Annotated in this window: 13 protein-coding genes; 10 read left to right on the forward strand and 3 right to left on the reverse strand. The window is 43.0% G+C overall.

The features are described from left to right. Window positions 1–53: 53 nt before the first annotated feature. The gene (gene hutI / locus DYD17_RS10375) at window positions 54–1319 is read right to left on the reverse strand and encodes an imidazolonepropionase (RefSeq protein ID WP_115253170.1); all 1266 of its coding nucleotides are present in this window, start codon (window positions 1317–1319) and stop codon (window positions 54–56) included. A gap of 304 nt (window positions 1320–1623) precedes the next feature. Between hutI and DYD17_RS10380 the strand changes: the two genes are divergently transcribed. From DYD17_RS10380 to DYD17_RS10415, 8 genes are all read left to right on the forward strand, one after another. Next, window positions 1624–3654: a urocanate hydratase gene (locus DYD17_RS10380; protein WP_115253171.1), complete on the forward strand. Its 2031-nt coding sequence runs from the start codon at window positions 1624–1626 to the stop codon at window positions 3652–3654. 95 nt (window positions 3655–3749) lie between these two features. Next, on the forward strand, window positions 3750–4649 hold the full coding sequence (gene ftcD / locus DYD17_RS10385) for a glutamate formimidoyltransferase (RefSeq protein ID WP_003053057.1): 900 nt from the start codon (window positions 3750–3752) through the stop codon (window positions 4647–4649). A 10-nt stretch (window positions 4650–4659) separates the two neighbouring features. After that, the gene (locus DYD17_RS10390) at window positions 4660–5286 is read left to right on the forward strand and encodes a cyclodeaminase/cyclohydrolase family protein (protein ID WP_115253172.1); all 627 of its coding nucleotides are present in this window, start codon (window positions 4660–4662) and stop codon (window positions 5284–5286) included. A gap of 17 nt (window positions 5287–5303) precedes the next feature. Then, on the forward strand, window positions 5304–6977 hold the full coding sequence (locus DYD17_RS10395) for a formate--tetrahydrofolate ligase (protein ID WP_115253173.1): 1674 nt from the start codon (window positions 5304–5306) through the stop codon (window positions 6975–6977). Between the two features lie 21 nt (window positions 6978–6998). Next, a complete protein-coding gene (locus DYD17_RS10400; protein WP_115253174.1) occupies window positions 6999–7595 on the forward strand; it encodes a HutD/Ves family protein in 597 nt (198 codons plus the stop codon). A 226-nt stretch (window positions 7596–7821) separates the two neighbouring features. Next, complete coding sequence (locus DYD17_RS10405; protein WP_115253175.1) at window positions 7822–9165, forward strand: APC family permease; 1344 nt, start codon at window positions 7822–7824, stop codon at window positions 9163–9165. A gap of 11 nt (window positions 9166–9176) precedes the next feature. Further along, the gene (gene hutH / locus DYD17_RS10410; RefSeq protein WP_115253176.1) at window positions 9177–10718 is read left to right on the forward strand and encodes a histidine ammonia-lyase; all 1542 of its coding nucleotides are present in this window, start codon (window positions 9177–9179) and stop codon (window positions 10716–10718) included. Window positions 10719–10904: 186 nt separating this feature from the next. Further along, window positions 10905–11891, forward strand: a complete 987-nt coding sequence (locus DYD17_RS10415; protein ID WP_003053069.1) for an arginase family protein — start codon at window positions 10905–10907, stop codon at window positions 11889–11891. 30 nt (window positions 11892–11921) lie between these two features. On the opposite strand, the gene DYD17_RS10420 is transcribed toward DYD17_RS10415, so the two are convergent. Then, entirely contained in the window at window positions 11922–14996 is a 3075-nt protein-coding gene (locus DYD17_RS10420) for an AAA family ATPase (RefSeq protein WP_115276472.1), read from the reverse strand. Between the two features lie 258 nt (window positions 14997–15254). Between DYD17_RS10420 and rpsB the strand changes: the two genes are divergently transcribed. After that, the gene (rpsB, locus tag DYD17_RS10425; protein ID WP_115253178.1) at window positions 15255–16022 is read left to right on the forward strand and encodes a 30S ribosomal protein S2; all 768 of its coding nucleotides are present in this window, start codon (window positions 15255–15257) and stop codon (window positions 16020–16022) included. Between the two features lie 133 nt (window positions 16023–16155). Continuing rightward, on the forward strand, window positions 16156–17196 hold the full coding sequence (tsf, locus tag DYD17_RS10430) for a translation elongation factor Ts (protein WP_003053075.1): 1041 nt from the start codon (window positions 16156–16158) through the stop codon (window positions 17194–17196). 173 nt (window positions 17197–17369) lie between these two features. On the opposite strand, the gene DYD17_RS10435 is transcribed toward tsf, so the two are convergent. Further along, window positions 17370–19265, reverse strand: a complete 1896-nt coding sequence (locus DYD17_RS10435; RefSeq protein ID WP_115253179.1) for a M13 family metallopeptidase — start codon at window positions 19263–19265, stop codon at window positions 17370–17372. Between the last annotated feature and the right edge of the window lie 185 nt (window positions 19266–19450).

The following is a 19450-nucleotide window of genomic DNA, read 5'->3' on the forward strand; positions in this document are numbered from 1 at the left end:
ACCCTATTAAAAGAAGCTTTGAGCTAATGCTCAAAGCTTCTTTTTGGGACTTTTTAAAGGATGCGACCTTGGTCAACGACAAGTTGACCTTTTTTGTAAACTTGATGGATCAAGTTAGTGGCAAAGAAATAAAGAGGGTAATCAATATTTGGAGCGTCAAAAATGGCAATATCTGCTTCTTTACCAACTGTCAAACTGCCAACTCTCTCCTGACGATTGACAGAGTATGCCGCATTAATAGTAACAGCATTTAACACTTCAATGGGTGTTAAGCGTAACATGAAACATCCTAACTGCATAACAAATTGCATATTAGCTGTTGGACAACTACCAGGATTACTATCTGTTGAGAGAGTAATCGCCATGCCAGCATCAATCATCTTGCGCGCTGGTGCATAGGTATCTTCCATTAAACTAAAGGTAGTCGCTGGGAGAAGATTTCCAATCACGCCTGCTTGACTCATTTTGGCAATGCCCTCATCAGTTGCCATCATTAAGTGTTCTGCACTTATGGCGCCCAGTTCTGCTGCTACATCAACCCCACCGATAGACGCAATCTCGTCAGCGTGAATACGAAGCTTGAACCCTAATTCTTTAGCCTTACTTAAAAGATAACGTGATTCCTCCGCAGTAAAGACATTCTTCTCACAAAAAATATCACAAAATTCTGCCAGATTCTCTTTCTTCACCTCTGGTAACATCTGCTCAACAATCTCATCGAGGTAAGCCTTAGCATTCCCTTGGTATTCTTCAGGAATCGCATGAGCTGCCATAAAAGTGGAGACTAAATCAATAGGATGATCTTTTTCCAAGGCAGCAACAACATCCAATTGACGTTTTTCTGTTTCCCAATCAAGGCCGTAACCACTTTTAGCTTCGACGGTAGTTACCCCGTGAAGCAACATATAGTCCAGTAATCTCTTGGACTTTTGGTAAAGATTGTCAAAGCTAGCTGTCCGAGTGGCCCTTACCGTGCTTAAAATGCCTCCACCTTGAGCAAGAATGTCTAAATAAGGAACGCCTGCTAGTTTCTGTGCAAATTCATGTTCCCGACTACCGCCATAAACCAAATGGGTATGACAGTCAATAATACCAGGTGTCGCAATTTTACCTTCATATGAACGCACAACAGTTTCTGGCCCAATTAAACTAGCATCTGGCTGTCCGGAACCAAGGGCCATGATGAGACCATTTTTGAGAGCCAAGTAACCATCTTCGATAATGGTAGCTTCTTTCATTTCTTGCCCGGTCAAAGGATGACCAGGATCATTGGGGCAAACGATTTGATTGAAATGTGTTAATAAGACATCAGCAACCATAAAAACCTCCTTTGTTAATATGACTTGTTACCTAATGACGACTCACTGTTAATAGTCAAAAACAAACCTCCTAAACTCATAAAGCGTGAGTTTACTAAAGCACCGCTTAACAAAAGTCGTCTTTTCCTACTTCTATAGTGTCATAAACTCATCTTACTGTCAAAGCGTCAAATTTTAGTCAAAAAATAGGTTATAGCGATATTTTTAGACTTTTTTAGCATTTCTATCTCTGATTGACTTTTTATAGACTAGGCTAAGTTAAACTAATCTCGACAATAAAAAATGATTTAAGGAGGAATTTTCTATGTCATTTTACAGTGAAACTGAAATAGCTGCTGCTATGACCGTTAAGTTAGACGATGTTTTACCTGAAAAGACTGTGTTCGAAGAAGGTATCCGCAGAGCACCAGACAGAGGTTTTCGCTTGAGCCAATCTCAAACCGAAATTGCCTTAAAAAATGCCCTACGTTATGTGCCTACGAAGTTCCACGAAGAAGTCATTCCAGAATTTTTGGAAGAACTCAAAACCCGTGGCCGCATTTATGGCTACCGCTGGAGACCAAAAGATCGCATTTATGGAAAACCAATTAACGAGTACAAAGGCACTTGTACAGCCACCAAGGCTATGCAAGTCATGATTGACAATAACTTGAGTTTTGAGATTGCCTTGTACCCTTACGAATTAGTCACTTATGGAGAAACTGGTTCTGTTTGTGCTAACTGGATGCAATACCAATTAATCAAAAAATACCTAGAGGTCATGACTGATGAACAAACCTTAGTGGTTGAGTCTGGTCATCCAGTTGGTCTCTTCAAGTCCAAATCTGAGGCGCCTCGTGTAATCATTACCAACGGCCTTTTGGTGGGTGAATACGACAACATGAGAGACTGGGAAATCGCTGAAGAAATGGGTGTCACCAACTATGGTCAAATGACCGCAGGTGGTTGGATGTATATTGGCCCACAAGGGATTGTCCATGGAACATTTAATACTCTCTTAAATGCTGGTCGTCTCAAACTTGGAGTGGCTGATGACGGTGATTTGACCGGTAAGCTGTTCATCTCATCTGGTTTAGGAGGCATGAGTGGGGCACAAGGTAAGGCTGCAGAAATTGCTAAAGCCGTTGCCATTGTTGCTGAAGTTGACCAATCTCGGATTGAAACCCGTCATTCTCAAGGCTGGATCAGTCAAATTGCCGAAAGCCCTGAAGAAGCTCTGCAATTAGCCCAAAAAGCCATAGATGCTAAAGAATCCACTTCCATTGCTTACCATGGTAATATCGTTGACCTTTTAGAGTACGTCAATGACAACCATATTCATGTTGACCTTTTGTCTGACCAAACCTCTTGTCACAATGTTTACGATGGTGGTTACTGCCCAGTAGGTATTAGCTTTGACGAAAGAACTCGTCTCTTAGCAGAAGACAAGGATACCTTCCACCAAATGGTTGATGATACCTTGGCACGGCATTTTGAAGCTATTAAGACGTTAACTGAAAACGGCACTTATTTCTTTGACTATGGCAATGCCTTTATGAAGTCTGTTTACGATTCTGGTATTAAAGAAATTTCTAAGAATGGTCTTGACGACAAAGACGGCTTTATCTGGCCATCCTATGTGGAAGACATCATGGGTCCTATGCTTTTTGACTACGGCTATGGACCATTCCGTTGGGTCTGCTTGAGTGGTAACCACGATGACTTGGTTGCAACTGACCATGCAGCTATGGAAGCCATCAATCCTGACCGCCGTTACCAAGACCGTGATAATTATAACTGGATTCGTGATGCTGAGAAAAATCAATTAGTCGTCGGCACACAAGCTCGAATCCTTTACCAAGACTGTATTGGCCGTGTGAATATCGCCCTCAAATTTAACAAATTGGTCCGCGAAGGTAAGATTGGACCTGTCATGATTGGACGTGACCACCATGACGTGTCTGGTACTGACTCACCATTCCGTGAAACCTCAAACATTAAAGACGGTTCCAATGTGACCTGTGATATGGCAGTTCAATGTTACGCTGGTAACGCTGCGCGTGGTATGAGTTTGGTAGCTCTTCATAACGGTGGCGGAACTGGTATCGGTAAAGCCATCAACGGCGGCTTTGGACTTGTTCTAGATGGTAGCGAACGCATTGATGAGATTATTAAATCTGCCATTGCTTGGGATACTATGGGCGGTGTAGCTCGCCGTAACTGGGCGCGCAATGAACACGCTATTGAGACCGCTATTGAGTATAATCGTCTCCATGCAGGTACTGATCACATCACTATCCCATACTTGGCTGATGATGACCTTGTGACTTCAGCGGTGAATCAATTATTTCAGTAAAAGCAGCTAGATAACTAGATAAAAATGTAAGCGTTATCTATAATAGATAACCCATTCCCTTAATGAATAACTCAATGACATAAAAGGAGATTAACATGGCGAAAATTGTTGAATGTATTCCCAACTTCTCAGAAGGCCAAAATCAGGCTGTTATCGACGGCTTGGTAGCGACGGCCAAAAGTATTCCTGGAGTGACCCTCCTCGACTACTCTTCTGATGCGAGCCACAACCGGAGCGTGTTTACCTTGGTTGGAGACGATCAGTCTATCCAGGAAGCAGCTTTCCAACTGATTAAATACGCTTCTGAAAACATTGACATGACCAAACATCATGGCGAACACCCTCGTATGGGTGCCACCGATGTCTGCCCGTTCGTCCCAATCAAAGACATCACCACAGCAGAATGTGTTGAGATTTCCAAACAAGTCGCAGAACGGATTAACCGTGAACTTGGAATCCCAATCTTCCTTTATGAAGATTCTGCCACACGCCCAGAACGTCAAAACCTTGCTAAAATCCGTAAAGGTCAGTTTGAAGGCATGCCAGAAAAACTGTTGGAAGAGGACTGGGCACCTGATTACGGAGATCGTAAGATTCACCCAACTGCTGGAGTAACTGCCGTCGGTGCTCGCATGCCATTGGTTGCCTTCAATGTTAATTTGGATACGGACAATATCGACATTGCTAATAAAATTGCTAAAATTATCCGCGGTTCAGGTGGTGGCTACAAATATTGTAAAGCCATCGGTGTTATGTTAGAAGACCGCCATATTGCCCAAGTCTCCATGAACATGGTTAACTTTGAAAAATGTTCTCTTTACCGTACTTTTGAAACCATTCGCTTTGAAGCTAAACGCTATGGGGTTAACATTATCGGTTCGGAAGTCATCGGACTTGCGCCAGCCAAAGCCTTAATCGATGTGGCTGAATACTACTTGCAAGTTGAGGACTTTGACTACAATAAACAGATTCTTGAAAACCATTTGCTAGGTTAGGAGGTTCTCTATGGGTTTAGTTGATTTAAGCTTAACAGATTTCGCTAAAGTCCTTGGCTCAGATGCCCCTGCTCCAGGTGGTGGTTCTGCTGCTGCTCTCTCTGGCGCTAATGGCATTTCCTTGACCAAGATGGTCTGTGAATTGACCCTCGGTAAGAAACAATATGCTGACTACCAAGCTATTATTACAGAGGTCCATGCTAAAAGCACCGCTCTACAAGTTAGCTTGCTTGCAGCCATTGACAAAGACACCGAAGCTTTTAACCGAGTTTCTGCCGTTTTCGACATGCCAAAAGAGACTGACGAAGACAAGGCTGCCAGACGAACTGCCATGCAAAAGGCTTTAAAAACAGCAGCACAATCACCATTTGAGATGATGACCCTCATGGTCGAAGCACTCGAAACCACTGAAACAGCTGTCGGCAAGTCTAATACAAATGCTGCTAGTGATCTCGGAGTAGCTGCCTTAAACTTAAAAGCAGGTTTACAAGGCGCTTGGTTGAATGTCTTGATTAATCTGTCTGGCATCAAAGATGAAGACTTTGTTACCGACTATCGCCAAAAAGGGCAAGCCTTATTAGACAAGGGCTGTCACTTGGCCGATGACATCTACACGAAAATTCTCGATATTGTTTAACAAGTAAAGGAGCAACTATGGTTTTATCAGATATTGAAATAGCCAACTCTGTCACTATGGAACCTATCAGTAAGGTTGCCGATCAATTAGGGATTATCGAGGAAGCCCTCTGTCTCTATGGCAAGTACAAGGCAAAAATTGATGCCCATCAACTGGTTGCCCTAAAAGATAAGCCTGATGGTAAATTGATTCTTGTCACTGCTATATCACCAACACCAGCTGGTGAAGGCAAAACCACCACTTCCGTTGGGTTGGTAGATGCTCTCGCTGCCATTGGAAAAAAAGCAGTTATTGCCCTTCGTGAACCTTCTCTTGGTCCTGTTTTTGGGGTTAAAGGAGGAGCTGCTGGCGGTGGCCACGCGCAAGTTGTCCCAATGGAAGACATCAACCTCCACTTTACAGGGGACTTTCATGCCATCGGTGTCGCCAACAACTTATTAGCTGCCTTGATTGATAACCACATTCACCATGGCAATAGCCTAGGCATTGATTCTAGACGTATCACTTGGAAACGTGTGGTGGACATGAATGACCGCCAGCTTCGTCATATTGTTGACGGCTTGCAAGGCAAGGTAAACGGGGTACCTCGTGAAGATGGTTATGACATTACCGTCGCCTCTGAAATCATGGCAATCCTGTGCCTATCCGAAAACATTTCTGACCTCAAAGCCCGCCTTGAAAAAATCATTATTGGTTACAATTACCAAGGTGAACCTGTAACAGCTAAAGACTTGAAAGCTGGTGGTGCCCTAGCAGCACTGCTCAAGGATGCGATTCATCCTAATCTCGTGCAAACCCTAGAACACACACCAGCCCTCATTCACGGCGGACCATTTGCTAATATCGCCCATGGCTGTAACAGTGTCCTCGCAACCAAACTAGCCTTGAAATATGGTGATTATGCCGTTACCGAAGCTGGATTTGGTGCTGACCTTGGAGCTGAAAAATTCATTGACATCAAATGCCGTATGTCCGGCCTTCGTCCAGCAGCCGTTGTCCTAGTAGCTACTATTCGTGCCCTTAAAATGCACGGTGGCGTTCAAAAAACTAACTTGGCTACTGAAAATGTTCAGGCCGTTGTGGATGGTTTGCCTAACCTTGACAAACATTTGGCTAATATCCAAGACGTCTATGGCCTTCCAGTTGTCGTAGCGATCAATAAATTCCCACTCGATACCGATGCCGAATTACAAGCTGTCTATGATGCCTGCGACAAACGTGGCGTTGACGTTGTGATTTCTGATGTTTGGGCAAATGGTGGAGCTGGTGGCCGTGAATTAGCTGAAAAAGTCGTGGCATTGGCAGAACAAGATAATCAATTCCGCTTTGTTTACGATGAAGACGATAGCATTGAAACCAAACTCACTAAAATCGTTACCAAGGTTTACGGTGGTAAAGGCATCAACTTGAGCCCGGCAGCCAAACGTGAACTGGCAGAATTAGAACGCCTCGGCTTTGGCAACTACCCAATTTGCATGGCCAAAACCCAATATTCCTTCTCAGACGATGCTAAGAAACTTGGCGCACCAACAGACTTTACAGTAACTATTAGCAACCTTAAAGTGTCCGCGGGAGCAGGATTTATCGTTGCCCTGACGGGTGCTATCATGACCATGCCTGGCCTTCCAAAAGTACCTGCCAGCGAAAAAATTGATATTGACGAGGAGGGCAACATCACAGGATTATTCTAATCGGAAATAAGGAGAGAACAAATGACAAAGGTAACAATCAAAACGCCCTCTGATTACCTCCAGACAGACTGGTCTGGTGGCAAAACGAAACAATTGTTCCTTTATCCTGAAAAGGGAGACTACGGAGAGAGAAAATTCTCCTGCCGTCTCTCAATTGCAACCGTGGCCCTACGACAGACAACTTTTACCTTACTTGATGGCTATCATAGGATCCTAATGAGCCTAGACAAGCCCATCACATTAAGTGATTTGAGTCATGCTAAAGAGATTTCCCTAACTCCTTTTGAACCCTATGCGTTTGAAGGCGATACCAGAATCGTCAGTCGTGGAACCTGCCAAGACATGAATTTAATGTATGATGATCATTACCGAGGGCAACTATTACCCGTCTGGTCTGACACACCATTTGCGGCACCCAAAGCGGACTGCCAACTGCTTTATGCCCTAAGCAAGCTGACTTATTCTGTGACCAATCAGGTGAATCAAGAACTTGAAGCCAATCACTTGTTGGTGATTGACCAGGAGGCCAGCCTATCAGACCTAAAAGTTTGCTCCAATCAAACAAGCCATGCCCAAACCCCAGTAGCTGTTTGGGCAGGCTTATGGCACAACTCCTAATGAAACAAGACCGACGATGTCAGTAGTAAATTATTGACTCAAGTCTCATCTTTTTAGGCTGTCATTCATCATCACAACAGCTACTTATTTTCTCATCGCTAATCAATGTCTCATCACCGTCGTTAGACCTAAGAGGCAACCTCCTAACGCGAGGTGTTCTTCATTTCCTAGCGACCCTTCCCATTACATTTGAACGCAACTTGCATACAAAAAGGAGAGCATTATTATGGCGTCAAATCACATGAACGAACAAGAAAGAGAACAGGCTAAGTTTAGCTTGAGCGGTGCCACTCTTTACGGTATCAATGCCGTTATCGGCTCTGGTATCTTCCTTTTACCTAGGGCCATTTATAAGGGCCTTGGCCCTGCATCAATCGCTGTTATGTTTGGGACAGCTATTTTGACCATCATGCTGGCAGTTTGTTTTGCGGAAGTCTCTGGCTATTTTGGCAAAAATGGCGGAGCTTTCCAATATTCTAAACGAGCTTTTGGTGATTTTATCGGCTTTAACGTTGGTTTCCTTGGTTGGGCCGTTACCATCTTCGCTTGGGCAGCCATGGCAGCTGGATTTGCCAGAATGTTTATTATTACCTTCCCAGCCTTCGAAGGTTGGCACATTCCTATTAGTGTTGGACTGATTATCTTACTATCCTTGATGAATATTGCTGGCTTGAAAACCTCTAAAATTTTCACCATCACAGCCACCATTGCTAAGTTAATCCCAATCGTTGCCTTCTCTGCTTGTACCCTTTTCTTCATCAAAAATGGGCTTCCTAACTTTACCCCTTTTGTTCAATTGGAACCAGGTACTGACCTCTTAGGGGCTATTTCCAATACTGCTGTTTATATCTTCTATGGCTTTATCGGTTTTGAAACCCTCTCTATTGTCGCTGGGGAGATGCGTGACCCTGAAAAAAATGTGCCACGTGCTATTTTAGGATCAATCAGTATCGTCTCTGTCTTATACATGCTGATTATCGGTGGAACTATTGCCATGCTTGGCTCTCAAATCATGATGACCAATGCACCTGTTCAAGATGCCTTTGTTAAAATGATAGGCCCTGCTGGCGCTTGGATGGTGTCAATCGGTGCTTTAATTTCTATTACAGGTCTTAACATGGGAGAATCCATCATGGTGCCACGTTACGGTGCTGCCATTGCTGATGAAGGACTTTTACCAGCAGCTATTGCCAAGCAAAATAAAAATGGCGCACCACTCGTTGCTATCTTGGTTTCAGGAGCAATTGCCATTGTACTCCTACTTACTGGCTCATTTGAAAACTTAGCAAAACTCAGTGTTGTTTTCCGCTTCTTCCAATACATTCCAACTGCACTAGCCGTTATGAAATTACGGAAAGATGCTCCTGATGCTAACGTGATTTTCCGAGTACCATTTGGTCCTGTTATCCCAACTCTTTCCGTCATTATCAGTTTGATTATGATTTGGGGTGACAACCCAATGAACTTTATCTATGGTGCTGTCGGAGTCATCATTGCAAGTAGTGTTTATTACCTTATGCACGGACGCAAGCGCCAAATGGATCAAATGCCCCCTGAAGAACAAATCTAGGAGAAAAAACTATGACAAGAGTGATTAATTTAGATGGCAAAAGCCTTACCCTCGAAGATGTGATTGCGATTGCTCGCCAAGGTGTAGCCTGTCGCATTGATGACAGTGCTGTTAAAGCTGTGAATGCCTCTCGTAAAATTGTTGATGACATTGTCAACGAAAAACGGGTCGTTTACGGGGTGACCACTGGTTTTGGATCCCTTTGTAACGTGAGCATTTCACCAGAAGATACGATTCAACTCCAAGAAAATCTGATTCGTACCCATGCCAGTGGTTTTGGTGACCCATTGCCAGAAGATGCCGTGAGAGCCATTATGCTTATCCGTATCAATTCACTAGTCAAAGGCTATTCTGGTATTCGCTTGTCCACCATCAAAAAATTAGTGGAGTTACTCAACAAAGGGGTTCACCCTTACATTCCTGAAAAAGGTTCCCTAGGAGCTTCAGGAGATTTGGCACCGCTTGCTCACATGGTGCTTCCTATGCTTGGTCTAGGGAAAGCTTACTACAAGGGAGAACTTCTTTCTGGTCAAGAGGCCCTTGATAAAGCTGGTATCGACAAGATTTCTTTAGCCGCCAAAGAAGGACTCGCCCTTATCAACGGAACAACCGTTCTAACTGGTATCGGTGCCCTTGCAACCTATGATGCCATTCAATTATTGAAACTGTCAGACCTAGCGGGTGCCCTATCCCTTGAAGTGCATAACGGGATTACTAGCCCATTTGAAGAAAACCTTCACACCATTCGCCCACAAAGTGGGCAGTTGGCAACAGCTCGCAATATCCGAAACCTCCTAGAAGGCAGCCAAAACACAACCGTAGCTACTCAATCTCGTGTGCAAGACCCTTACACCTTGCGCTGCATCCCTCAAATTCATGGGGCTAGCAAAGACAGTATTGCCTATGTCAAATCCAAAGTTGACATTGAAATCAATTCTGTCACAGATAATCCAATTATCTGTAAAGATAGCCACGTTATTTCAGGAGGTAACTTCCACGGAGAACCAATGGCACAGCCATTTGACTTCTTAGGCATTGCCATTTCTGAAATCGGAAATGTTTCTGAACGCCGTGTGGAACGTTTGGTCAATAGCCAACTCAGCAAATTACCATCCTTCCTTGTCAAATACCCAGGTCTCAATTCAGGCTTTATGATTACTCAGTACGCCTGTGCCTCTCTTGCTTCTGAAAACAAGGTTTTGGCACATCCAGCCAGCGTGGATTCTATCCCATCTTGTGAAAACCAAGAAGATTTTGTCAGCATGGGCACCACCGCTGCTCGCAAGGCCGGTGAAATCCTTAAAAATTCTCGCCGCATCGTGGCTACTGAAATCATGGCAGCCTGCCAAGCTCTTGATCTCAAATCTGAAAATCATGAACTAGGTAAAGGGACTAAGGTTGCCTACGATCTCTTCCGCAAAGAAGTTAACTTTATCGAACACGATAAAGACATCGAAATCTACGATGAATTAAACAAGGCATCAGCAGTCATTGAAGACCCAAGCTTCCTCGAAGCAGTCGAACAGGCAGTTGAGTTGAGTATCCAATTTTAGTGAATAAGGGACTTCTTTAACCAAAAGGGGCTGTGGCAAAAGTCATGGCCTCTTTGGGCTAACTGACTGGGACCAAAAGCAGACGATTTTATTGCTCTGCTATTCCTAAAAAGCAGTCACAACGGCCACGAAAGTGTTGACTCTAAGCTTTATTTTGCTATCATAATCCTAAAGGAGATGACGCGCATGCTAGAAGATTACTACCCATCCACAACCAGTTACTACCACGGTGCGATTGATGACGACTTATACGCTGCCAAATGGGGCATGGTTATGACCTTCCTTGACCTTAACGACAGCTCACTAACCCCATTTGAAGGGACACATTTTGCCTTGATTGGCTTTAAAAGTGATAAGGGAGTTTATATCAATAATGGTCGTGTCGGAGCAGTCGAAAGTCCAGCCGCCATACGAACCCAGCTCGCCAAACTCCCTTGGCATTTAGGAAACCAGGTCATGGTCTACGATGTAGGGAATATTGACGGCCCCAACCGCTCTTTGGAACAACTGCAAAACAGTTTAAGCAAGGCCATCAAACGGATGCGTGACCTTAATCTCAGACCCATCGTCTTAGGAGGTGGCCACGAGACAGCCTACGGGCATTACTTAGGCCTTCGTCAAAGCCTAGCCCCAAGTGACGACCTAGCCGTCATTAACATGGATGCTCACTTTGATTTAAGACCCTACGACCAAACAGGTCCCAATTCTGGCACCGGATTCCGCCAGATGTTTAATGATGCCGTTGCGGAAAATCGTCTTTTTAACTATCTTGTTTTAGGCATTCAAGAACATAACAATAACCTATTCTTATTTGACTTTGTAGCAAAATCCAAGGGCATTCAATTTTTGACTGGGCAAGACATTTATCGCATGGGCTATCAAAAGGTCTGCCAAACCATCGACCGTTTCTTAGCGGGGCAAGAAAGGGTCTATCTGACCATTGACATGGACTGCTTCTCAGTTGGTGCTGCCCCTGGGGTTAGTGCTATCCAGTCCCTCGGTGTTGACCCAAATCTTGCCGTCTTGGTTTTGCAACACATTGCAGCTAGCGGAAAATTAGTTGGCTTTGATGTGGTTGAGGTTTCACCACCACACGATATTGATAACCACACCGCCAATTTAGCAGCCACCTTTATCTTTTACCTCGTACAGATTATGGCACAACATAGCTAAAACCCTCTGATTCGCATCAGAGGGTTTTCCTTAGCTTTTAGCAGATAATTGCTGACGCAAATCATTCATCTCACTCACCAAATGACAATCTCGGTAAGGGTTTAGGTTAGTACTAGCAATTTCATAATAATACTCAAAGGATTCTGTCAACAGGAGGGCTACCTTTTCTTTTTCCTGCTGACTTAAGGTATCTCCTTGACGTATCAATTGGTACTTGACTGCAGCCATCAAATAGAAAATCAATCCCTTGTCACGCGGATTGCGATACCTAGACATCAAAGTTTCCCTGTGACCAAGTAGGGACAAGGCTGGCTGATAATTGCCTTTTTTCCACTGAATCATGGCTAAGTATATCTCGAGCTGGGTTTCTTTCCACGGGTAAATATGATTGGCCAAGGCTTCTTTAGCCAAACTCAAGATTTGCTCAGCCTGATCAAAATGACCCAAATAGAAATAAGAAATCCCTAATCCAATGTAAAAAATACTCACCGATAACTCAGCTGGCTTGTTGTCTGTTAAGGAAATAGCTTCTTTTTGGTAAGCAACAGCCTTTTCAAACTGATAACGAATCTGGGCAATCTCTCCCAAATAATCCAAGGCAGCAGCAATCTGAATCGCATAGTTAGCCTGCAATCCTGGTGTCACCTTAAAGAAATCAATTGACTGTTGAAGCAAATGTTCTGCCTCATCCAACTCCCCAACAATCAAATGATAGAGACCTTTTAACCGCAAACTAATCGCTATAGCCTCAAAATGATTAGCAGCGACCGCTGCCTCTAGTGAAAGGCTAGTGTAATAACGCATTTCTGGCTTGTTTTCAACTTGGATACAGTAATGAATTAGCTGACGATAACCTTCTAACAAGAAGGAGGTCTGCTTTAGCTCAGTTGCCAAATCGATAACCTTTTGAATGTTTTTAATCCCTTCTTGATACCTCCCTGTTCGGATATCGTAACGGCCTTCAAGGTAAGCAAAACGAATCAATAACTGTTGAAAATCGCGATTATTATCATAGGTCAGTTCCAAATCCGCAATGTTTTGCCGAATCTTATCAAACTGCCTTTCCATCAAACGATGATTATCACGATCAGATTTTTCCACTAACCCAACACTCTTGGAGTAAATAGGAAAAAGTTCATGCTGAAATTGCAAGGTAGCATCAAGGTAATTGAGGTTATATTCTAAAGCCTTAATCACCTGTCGTGATTCTTTATAATGGTAAGCAATAGCCTCAAGCAAAGTTGGACTTGGAGGTAAAAGAGGTAGTAATTCCTCCAACCGTTTGGCAATTTGCCCGTGCAATAAACGCCTCTTCGATAAAGACAGACGGTCATAACAATAGAGTTGAATAATCCGCTGACGAAAAGAAATCAGCACCTCTTCTCCCTTATTCTCTTCCACTAAAATATAATAGTGGCATAGACTATCCACCATCTCAATGACTTCCTCAAGCGGCAGAAGCATCAGCTGAGCCAAGGTGTTTAAAGGCACGGCTCCTCGGCAACAAGATAGGTAGTGCAACAGTTCATCATCACGGCTATTGAGATTAGCTAATTTTAGTCCCAATTTAGCCTTAATAGCAGGGGTTAGAGGCACAAACTTTTCTTTTCGCAACAAGGTTTGGGTGTATTCTGATAAGAAAAAGGGGATTCCTTGACTAGCTTGATAGAGGTGATCGATTTCTTGCTCCGTCACACTCTGGTTCCCCAATTGACTGCGGATATAAGCTGAACTTTCTTGTCGGGTGAACGGTTCCAGTCGAATACTTTCTAAGCGTCCCTGACTGATTAAAGCATTTAGACAAGTTCCCAGTTGAGGGGTGGTTCCTAAATGTTTGGTCAAAACAAAAGCTATGGGATAATGGGACAGCTGATTCATGACCCGTTGCAGTAAGGTCAAACTGTCCTCATCCATCCAGTGACAATCTTCAATCAATACTACTAAAGCCTTGATGTCTGCTAGATTTTGTAAAATATCAACCACAAAGGAAACCAACAAACTAGTATGATCTTTAACAAAAGGATGCGCCACATGCTCTTGAAAAACGGTCGCCGTTGGAAAACATTGCTTGAGCGCTGCCCGCCACGCTTTGGTCGACAACAAGCGATGCTGAATCACCAAGTCCCCTAAGCCATCTAAAATATTACGCCAAGGCAACAAAGAGTCCATAGCCTCTTCTCGAAAACAATTAGCCGTCACAATTTGGTAATCCTGCGTTTGATTAGCCAGCACTTGTCTCGCCAGCGTCCGCTTACCAATCCCAGTATCTCCAATTAAAAGTAAAGCACCTACTTCTCGATAGGTTAAACAATTAGCAAAATAAGCTTCTAGTTGCTTAATTTCATCAATCCGACCCAAAAAATGATTACTATTACGTAAAAAATGTTTGATTTTACGTTCATTACGATCTTTAGCGACTACTTCCTGATAAATCTGTTGGCTTTGCGGACTAGGTTGAATCCCTAATTCTTTATCCAAAACATTCACTAATTGATAATAGGTCTCGATGACCTTACTAGGACGATTATCTTGCTGATAAAGTCGCATCAAGAGCTGGTAATTTTTCTCTTCAAATTCATCACGTTCAATAAGTTGTTTTAAATGCTCTTCAGTATCTTCAATGGCATCCAGAGATAGTCCCTCTTCGATTTTTTGATAACAAGTTTTAAGGTAGACCTGCTCACACTGCATTCGAATTTTTGAGACCCACAAGTCAAATTCCTCACCGCTTTTAAGGTAAAACCCTTGTAAAAATTCTCCCTGATACAGTGCCAAATGTGCAAGGGGTGCCTCCAAAAAGGGGGCAATATCGGTTTGAATATCAAGAGCTGGATTTAGGCGAAGCATATTACGATTAGGACAGATAATGACATCACTCTGCAAGACCTTATTAGCCTGATAGATGGTGTTGCGCAAATTCTTCTTGGCGGTCTGCGTGTTTTTGTTTTCCCATAACAAACTGGCAGCCATCTCACGACTCACAGATCCATTAACAGCTAAATAATAGAGGAGTGCATTCACTTTGGCAAAAGCAAAAAATTGTTCTTCGTTATTGAGCAAAATACGTGGAATGCCAAGCAACTGGAAAGTGATAACGTTATTCATGTAAGCGCCTCCAATAGTAATACAAGTTCACTATAACTTAATTCCAAGTATTTCGCAAGTTTTCTCCTGTACCCTTTCAGAGGTTCATTGTTTTTATAGGGTTTGGACTTGCTTTTAAGCTTTTTTTTTGATAATATAGTAGGGTCGTGTAGACGGCAAATACTCATTCTAGACCAATTGTGGGCTTGTTGCCGCTAGGTTAGCCTGCAAGTCGAAGTTTAGAAGAGGGAAAAACATTTTATAAAGGAGAAACTACTCATGGCAGTAATTTCAATGAAACAACTTCTTGAGGCTGGTGTTCACTTTGGTCACCAAACTCGTCGCTGGAACCCTAAGATGGCTAAATACATCTTCACAGAGCGTAACGGTATCCACGTTATCGACTTGCAACAAACTGTAAAATTAGCTGACCAAGCTTACGAATTCGTTCGTGACGCAGCAGCTAACGACGCTGTTATCTTGTTCGTTGGTACTAAAAAACAAGCTGCTGAAGCAGTTGCTGACGAAGCAACTCGTGCAGGTCAATACTTCATCAACCACCGTTGGTTGGGTGGAACACTTACTAACTGGGGAACAATCCAAAAACGTATCGCTCGTTTGAAAGAAATCAAACGCATGGAAGAAGAAGGAACTTTCGACGTTCTTCCTAAGAAAGAAGTTGCACTTCTTAACAAACAACGCGCTCGTCTTGAAAAATTCTTGGGCGGTATCGAAGATATGCCTCGTATCCCAGACGTAATGTACGTTGTTGACCCACATAAAGAACAAATCGCTGTTAAAGAAGCTAAAAAACTTGGTATCCCAGTTGTAGCTATGGTTGATACAAACGCTGATCCAGATGATATCGATGTTATCATCCCAGCTAACGATGACGCTATCCGCGCCGTTAAATTGATCACTGCTAAATTGGCTGACGCTGTTATCGAAGGCCGTCAAGGTGAAGATGCAGACGTTGCTTTTGAAGCTGACACTCAAGCTGAGTCAATCGAAAAAATCGTTGAAGTTGTAGAAGGCGACAACGCTTAATTAGCACAGAGTTTCTAACTCTCGTGACAAACTTCGTTTGTCTTTAACAATCGAAAACCAAACGGGGCAGAAAGCAAACCGCTCTGTCTCGTTTTTTTAAACGAAAACAAACATAATTTGGAGGATACTACACATGGCAGAAATTACAGCTAAGCTTGTAAAAGAATTACGTGAAAAATCTGGTGCCGGCGTTATGGACGCTAAAAAAGCACTTGTTGAAACAGATGGTGACATGGACAAGGCCGTTGAACTTCTTCGTGAAAAAGGAATGGCTAAAGCAGCTAAAAAAGCTGACCGTGTTGCTGCTGAAGGTTTAACTGGCGTTTACGTTCATGGCAACGTTGCTGCTGTTGTTGAAGTTAACGCTGAAACTGACTTCGTTGCTAAAAACGCACAATTCGTTGAATTGGTAAACGCAACTGCTAAAGTAATCGCAGAAGGCAAACCAGCTAACAACGAAGAAGCTCTTGCACTTGTAATGCCTTCTGGTGAAACACTTGCTGACGCTTACGTTAACGCAACTGCTACTATCGGTGAAAAAATCTCATTCCGTCGTTTTGCTTTGATTGAAAAAACTGACGAGCAACACTTCGGTGCTTACCAACACAACGGTGGCCGTATCGGGGTTATCTCAGTTGTCGAAGGTGGCGATGATGCTCTTGCTAAACAAGTATCAATGCATATCGCTGCAATGAAACCAACTGTTCTTTCATACACTGAACTTGATGCACAATTCATCAAAGACGAACTTGCTCAATTGAATCACGCTATCGAACTTGACAACGAATCTCGTGCAATGGTTGACAAACCAGCTCTTCCATTCTTGAAATACGGTTCAAAAGCTCAATTATCAGACGACGTGATTACTGCTGCTGAAGCAGACATCAAAGCTGAACTTGCTGCTGAAGGAAAACCAGAAAAAATCTGGGACAAAATCATCCCAGGTAAAATGGACCGCTTCATGCTTGACAACACTAAAGTTGACCAAGCTTACACTCTTCTTGCACAAGTTTACATCATGGACGACAGCAAAACTGTTGAAGCTTACCTTGACTCAGTAAACGCTAAAGCGATTGCTTTTGCACGTTTTGAAGTTGGTGAAGGTATCGAGAAAAAAGCTAACGACTTCGAATCAGAAGTTGCTGCTACAATGGCTGCTGCCCTTAACAACTAATCACTTTTTTCTAATAAGTATCAGAAAAAGACAACCTTCCGGTAGGAAAGTTGTCTTTTTTTACCTCATCTTTTCTAAAACAAGCATCTCACTAAGTAAAAAACTGATCCTGTGTTTCACAGAATCAGTCATTTTTACAATCACAGGCATTTGAAGGTTTATCAACTACCTACTTACCAAATAATCACACGGTCTTTCGGAGCTCTCCACATAGCGTCGCCTTCTTTAATATCAAAGGTCTCATGGAAAGCATCAAAGTTGGTTAAGGTGACATTTGTTCGCAGTTCACCCGGAGCATGAACATCAATGCTAGCTAACATTTGCATGTATTCCTCACGGGCTTTCATACGCCAAATCGTCGCAAAGTTAATAAAGAAGTCACGCGCTGAGAAGTCCTCTTCCGATTGTGCCGCTTCTAAAGCACAGGCAACTCCACCTAAATCAGCGACGTTTTCTGAAACTGTCAATTTACCGTTGACCTTAGCACCATGTGACTCTAAGCCGTCAAACTGCGCTACAATCTTATCTGTACGCTCTTTAAAGGCAGTATAGTCCTCTTGTGTCCACCAATCATTTAGGCTACCGTGTTCATCAAAGGAAGCACCATTGGTGTCAAAGGCATGTGAAATCTCATGGGCAATGACTGCACCAATACCACCATAATTAGCTGAGGAACTCTGTTCTAAAGAATAAAACGGTTCTTGTAAAATTGCCGCCGGGAAGACAATCTGATTTTGCTGAGGATCATAATAAGCATTGACCAAGTGAGCTGGCATATGCCATTCACTACGATCAACTGGCTTGTTCCATTTACTCCAAGTGTGAGCAATCGTGATTTTTGCCAAGTTTTGAGCATTTTCAACCAAGGACAAAGTCTCATCAATCACTTTTTTGGCATAGGTTTCTGGTAATTTTTCTGGATAACCAATATGTGGCGTGATGACATTTAATTTAGTAATGGCTTTTTCACGTGTAGCTGGTGCTAACCAATCAGCCATTTCTAGACGAGACTTATAAACCTCAATCATGCGTGCCACCTTGCTTTCCACATCAGCCTTAGCTTCTGGGGAGAATTTTTGACCAGCATACCACAAGCCAAGCGCTTGGTTAAACGGTCCTTGCGCCAAATAAAAGGCTGCTTTTTGTTTATCCATGGCTTGAGGCGTTCCAGACAAAGCACGCGCATAGGTACCAGACTGTACACGAATCTCATCGGTCAAGTAAGCATTATAAGCATTCGCCGCATCCACAATCAAATTAGCTTTTAGCAAATCCCAGTTAGCTTCAGAGTAGTAAGTGGCTGCAAATTCTGTCCAAAAACGTTCTTCAGGGACAATAACCTTGTCAGGTACTTGGCCTAAAATCTTTTCAAAAATGCTATCCAAAGGAAGCTCTGGAGCTAGTTTGGTAAAGTCAGCCCAAGCATAAGGATGGTATAGTTTGACATATTCAGAGCCTTCCTCACGAGACAAGACATAGTTAGCCAATTGCTTATCTAACTCAATCACCTTATCTAAAAGGTCCTTGATTTCTGCTGTTGAAAAACCAAATTGAGGAAGCAACGTTTCCTGAGATCGACGCCAAATGCCACGCAATTCCTCTGCCTTTTCGTTACCTTCTTCATAATAAGTCGTGTCAGGCAAAAGAATGCTTGGCGCTTCTGCCCAAAGCACATTCAGCTGAGCATTCATAAAATCTGGTGCCACACCAAACGGAAATTCATTAGGCTGACCTGATAATTCGTACTCCGCTACCTTTGCAGCAAACTCTGCAAAAGAGGTCAAAGCCTTGTAGTCTTCAATCATGGGAAGAACAGGCGCCACACCAATCTCATCACGTTTGTCATAATCCGCTACCAAACGGTGAAATTTAACAAAGTTTGCTAAAATTGCATCATCAGGGACATGATCCCCTGCTAACCAAGCATCTGTAGTGGCCAGCATTAATACTTCAATCTCATCTGCTAAATCTGAAAAACCACCTGTACGAGGTTTGTCGTCTGGGATAACCGCTGTCTCTGCCCACTTCCCATTGACCGCTTGGTAAAAATCATCTTGATAAGTTGTCATTTCTATCTCCTTTTGTCATTTTAGAATCGCAGAGCTGATAGCTCATCGCTCTGACTATAATCTTTTCCATTGTACCAAAATTTAGCTGAAATAACCCACCTTAATTGTTTTTAAATTGAAAAAATAAGAGTTTAAAAATAAATATATGAGAAAACTGCTTTTTTCGTGACAATCACCAAAAGCCT

The organism is Streptococcus dysgalactiae subsp. dysgalactiae, assembly GCF_900459225.1.
Taxonomy (GTDB): domain Bacteria; phylum Bacillota; class Bacilli; order Lactobacillales; family Streptococcaceae; genus Streptococcus; species Streptococcus dysgalactiae.

Excerpts from the sequence above, each read along its gene's own strand:
- hutH (WP_115253176.1), top strand. The coding sequence starts at position 9,177 with ATGACAAGAGTGATTAATTTAGATGGCAAAAGCCTTACCCTCGAAGAT.
- DYD17_RS10380 (WP_115253171.1), top strand. The coding sequence starts at position 1,624 with ATGTCATTTTACAGTGAAACTGAAATAGCTGCTGCTATGACCGTTAAG.
- ftcD (WP_003053057.1), top strand. The coding sequence starts at position 3,750 with ATGGCGAAAATTGTTGAATGTATTCCCAACTTCTCAGAAGGCCAAAAT.
- tsf (WP_003053075.1), top strand. The coding sequence starts at position 16,156 with ATGGCAGAAATTACAGCTAAGCTTGTAAAAGAATTACGTGAAAAATCT.
- DYD17_RS10405 (WP_115253175.1), top strand. The coding sequence starts at position 7,822 with ATGGCGTCAAATCACATGAACGAACAAGAAAGAGAACAGGCTAAGTTT.
- DYD17_RS10415 (WP_003053069.1), top strand. The coding sequence starts at position 10,905 with ATGCTAGAAGATTACTACCCATCCACAACCAGTTACTACCACGGTGCG.
- DYD17_RS10435 (WP_115253179.1), bottom strand. The coding sequence starts at position 19,265 with ATGACAACTTATCAAGATGATTTTTACCAAGCGGTCAATGGGAAGTGG.
- hutI (WP_115253170.1), bottom strand. The coding sequence starts at position 1,319 with ATGGTTGCTGATGTCTTATTAACACATTTCAATCAAATCGTTTGCCCC.
- rpsB (WP_115253178.1), top strand. The coding sequence starts at position 15,255 with ATGGCAGTAATTTCAATGAAACAACTTCTTGAGGCTGGTGTTCACTTT.
- DYD17_RS10390 (WP_115253172.1), top strand. The coding sequence starts at position 4,660 with ATGGGTTTAGTTGATTTAAGCTTAACAGATTTCGCTAAAGTCCTTGGC.
- DYD17_RS10420 (WP_115276472.1), bottom strand. The coding sequence starts at position 14,996 with ATGAATAACGTTATCACTTTCCAGTTGCTTGGCATTCCACGTATTTTG.
- DYD17_RS10400 (WP_115253174.1), top strand. The coding sequence starts at position 6,999 with ATGACAAAGGTAACAATCAAAACGCCCTCTGATTACCTCCAGACAGAC.
- DYD17_RS10395 (WP_115253173.1), top strand. The coding sequence starts at position 5,304 with ATGGTTTTATCAGATATTGAAATAGCCAACTCTGTCACTATGGAACCT.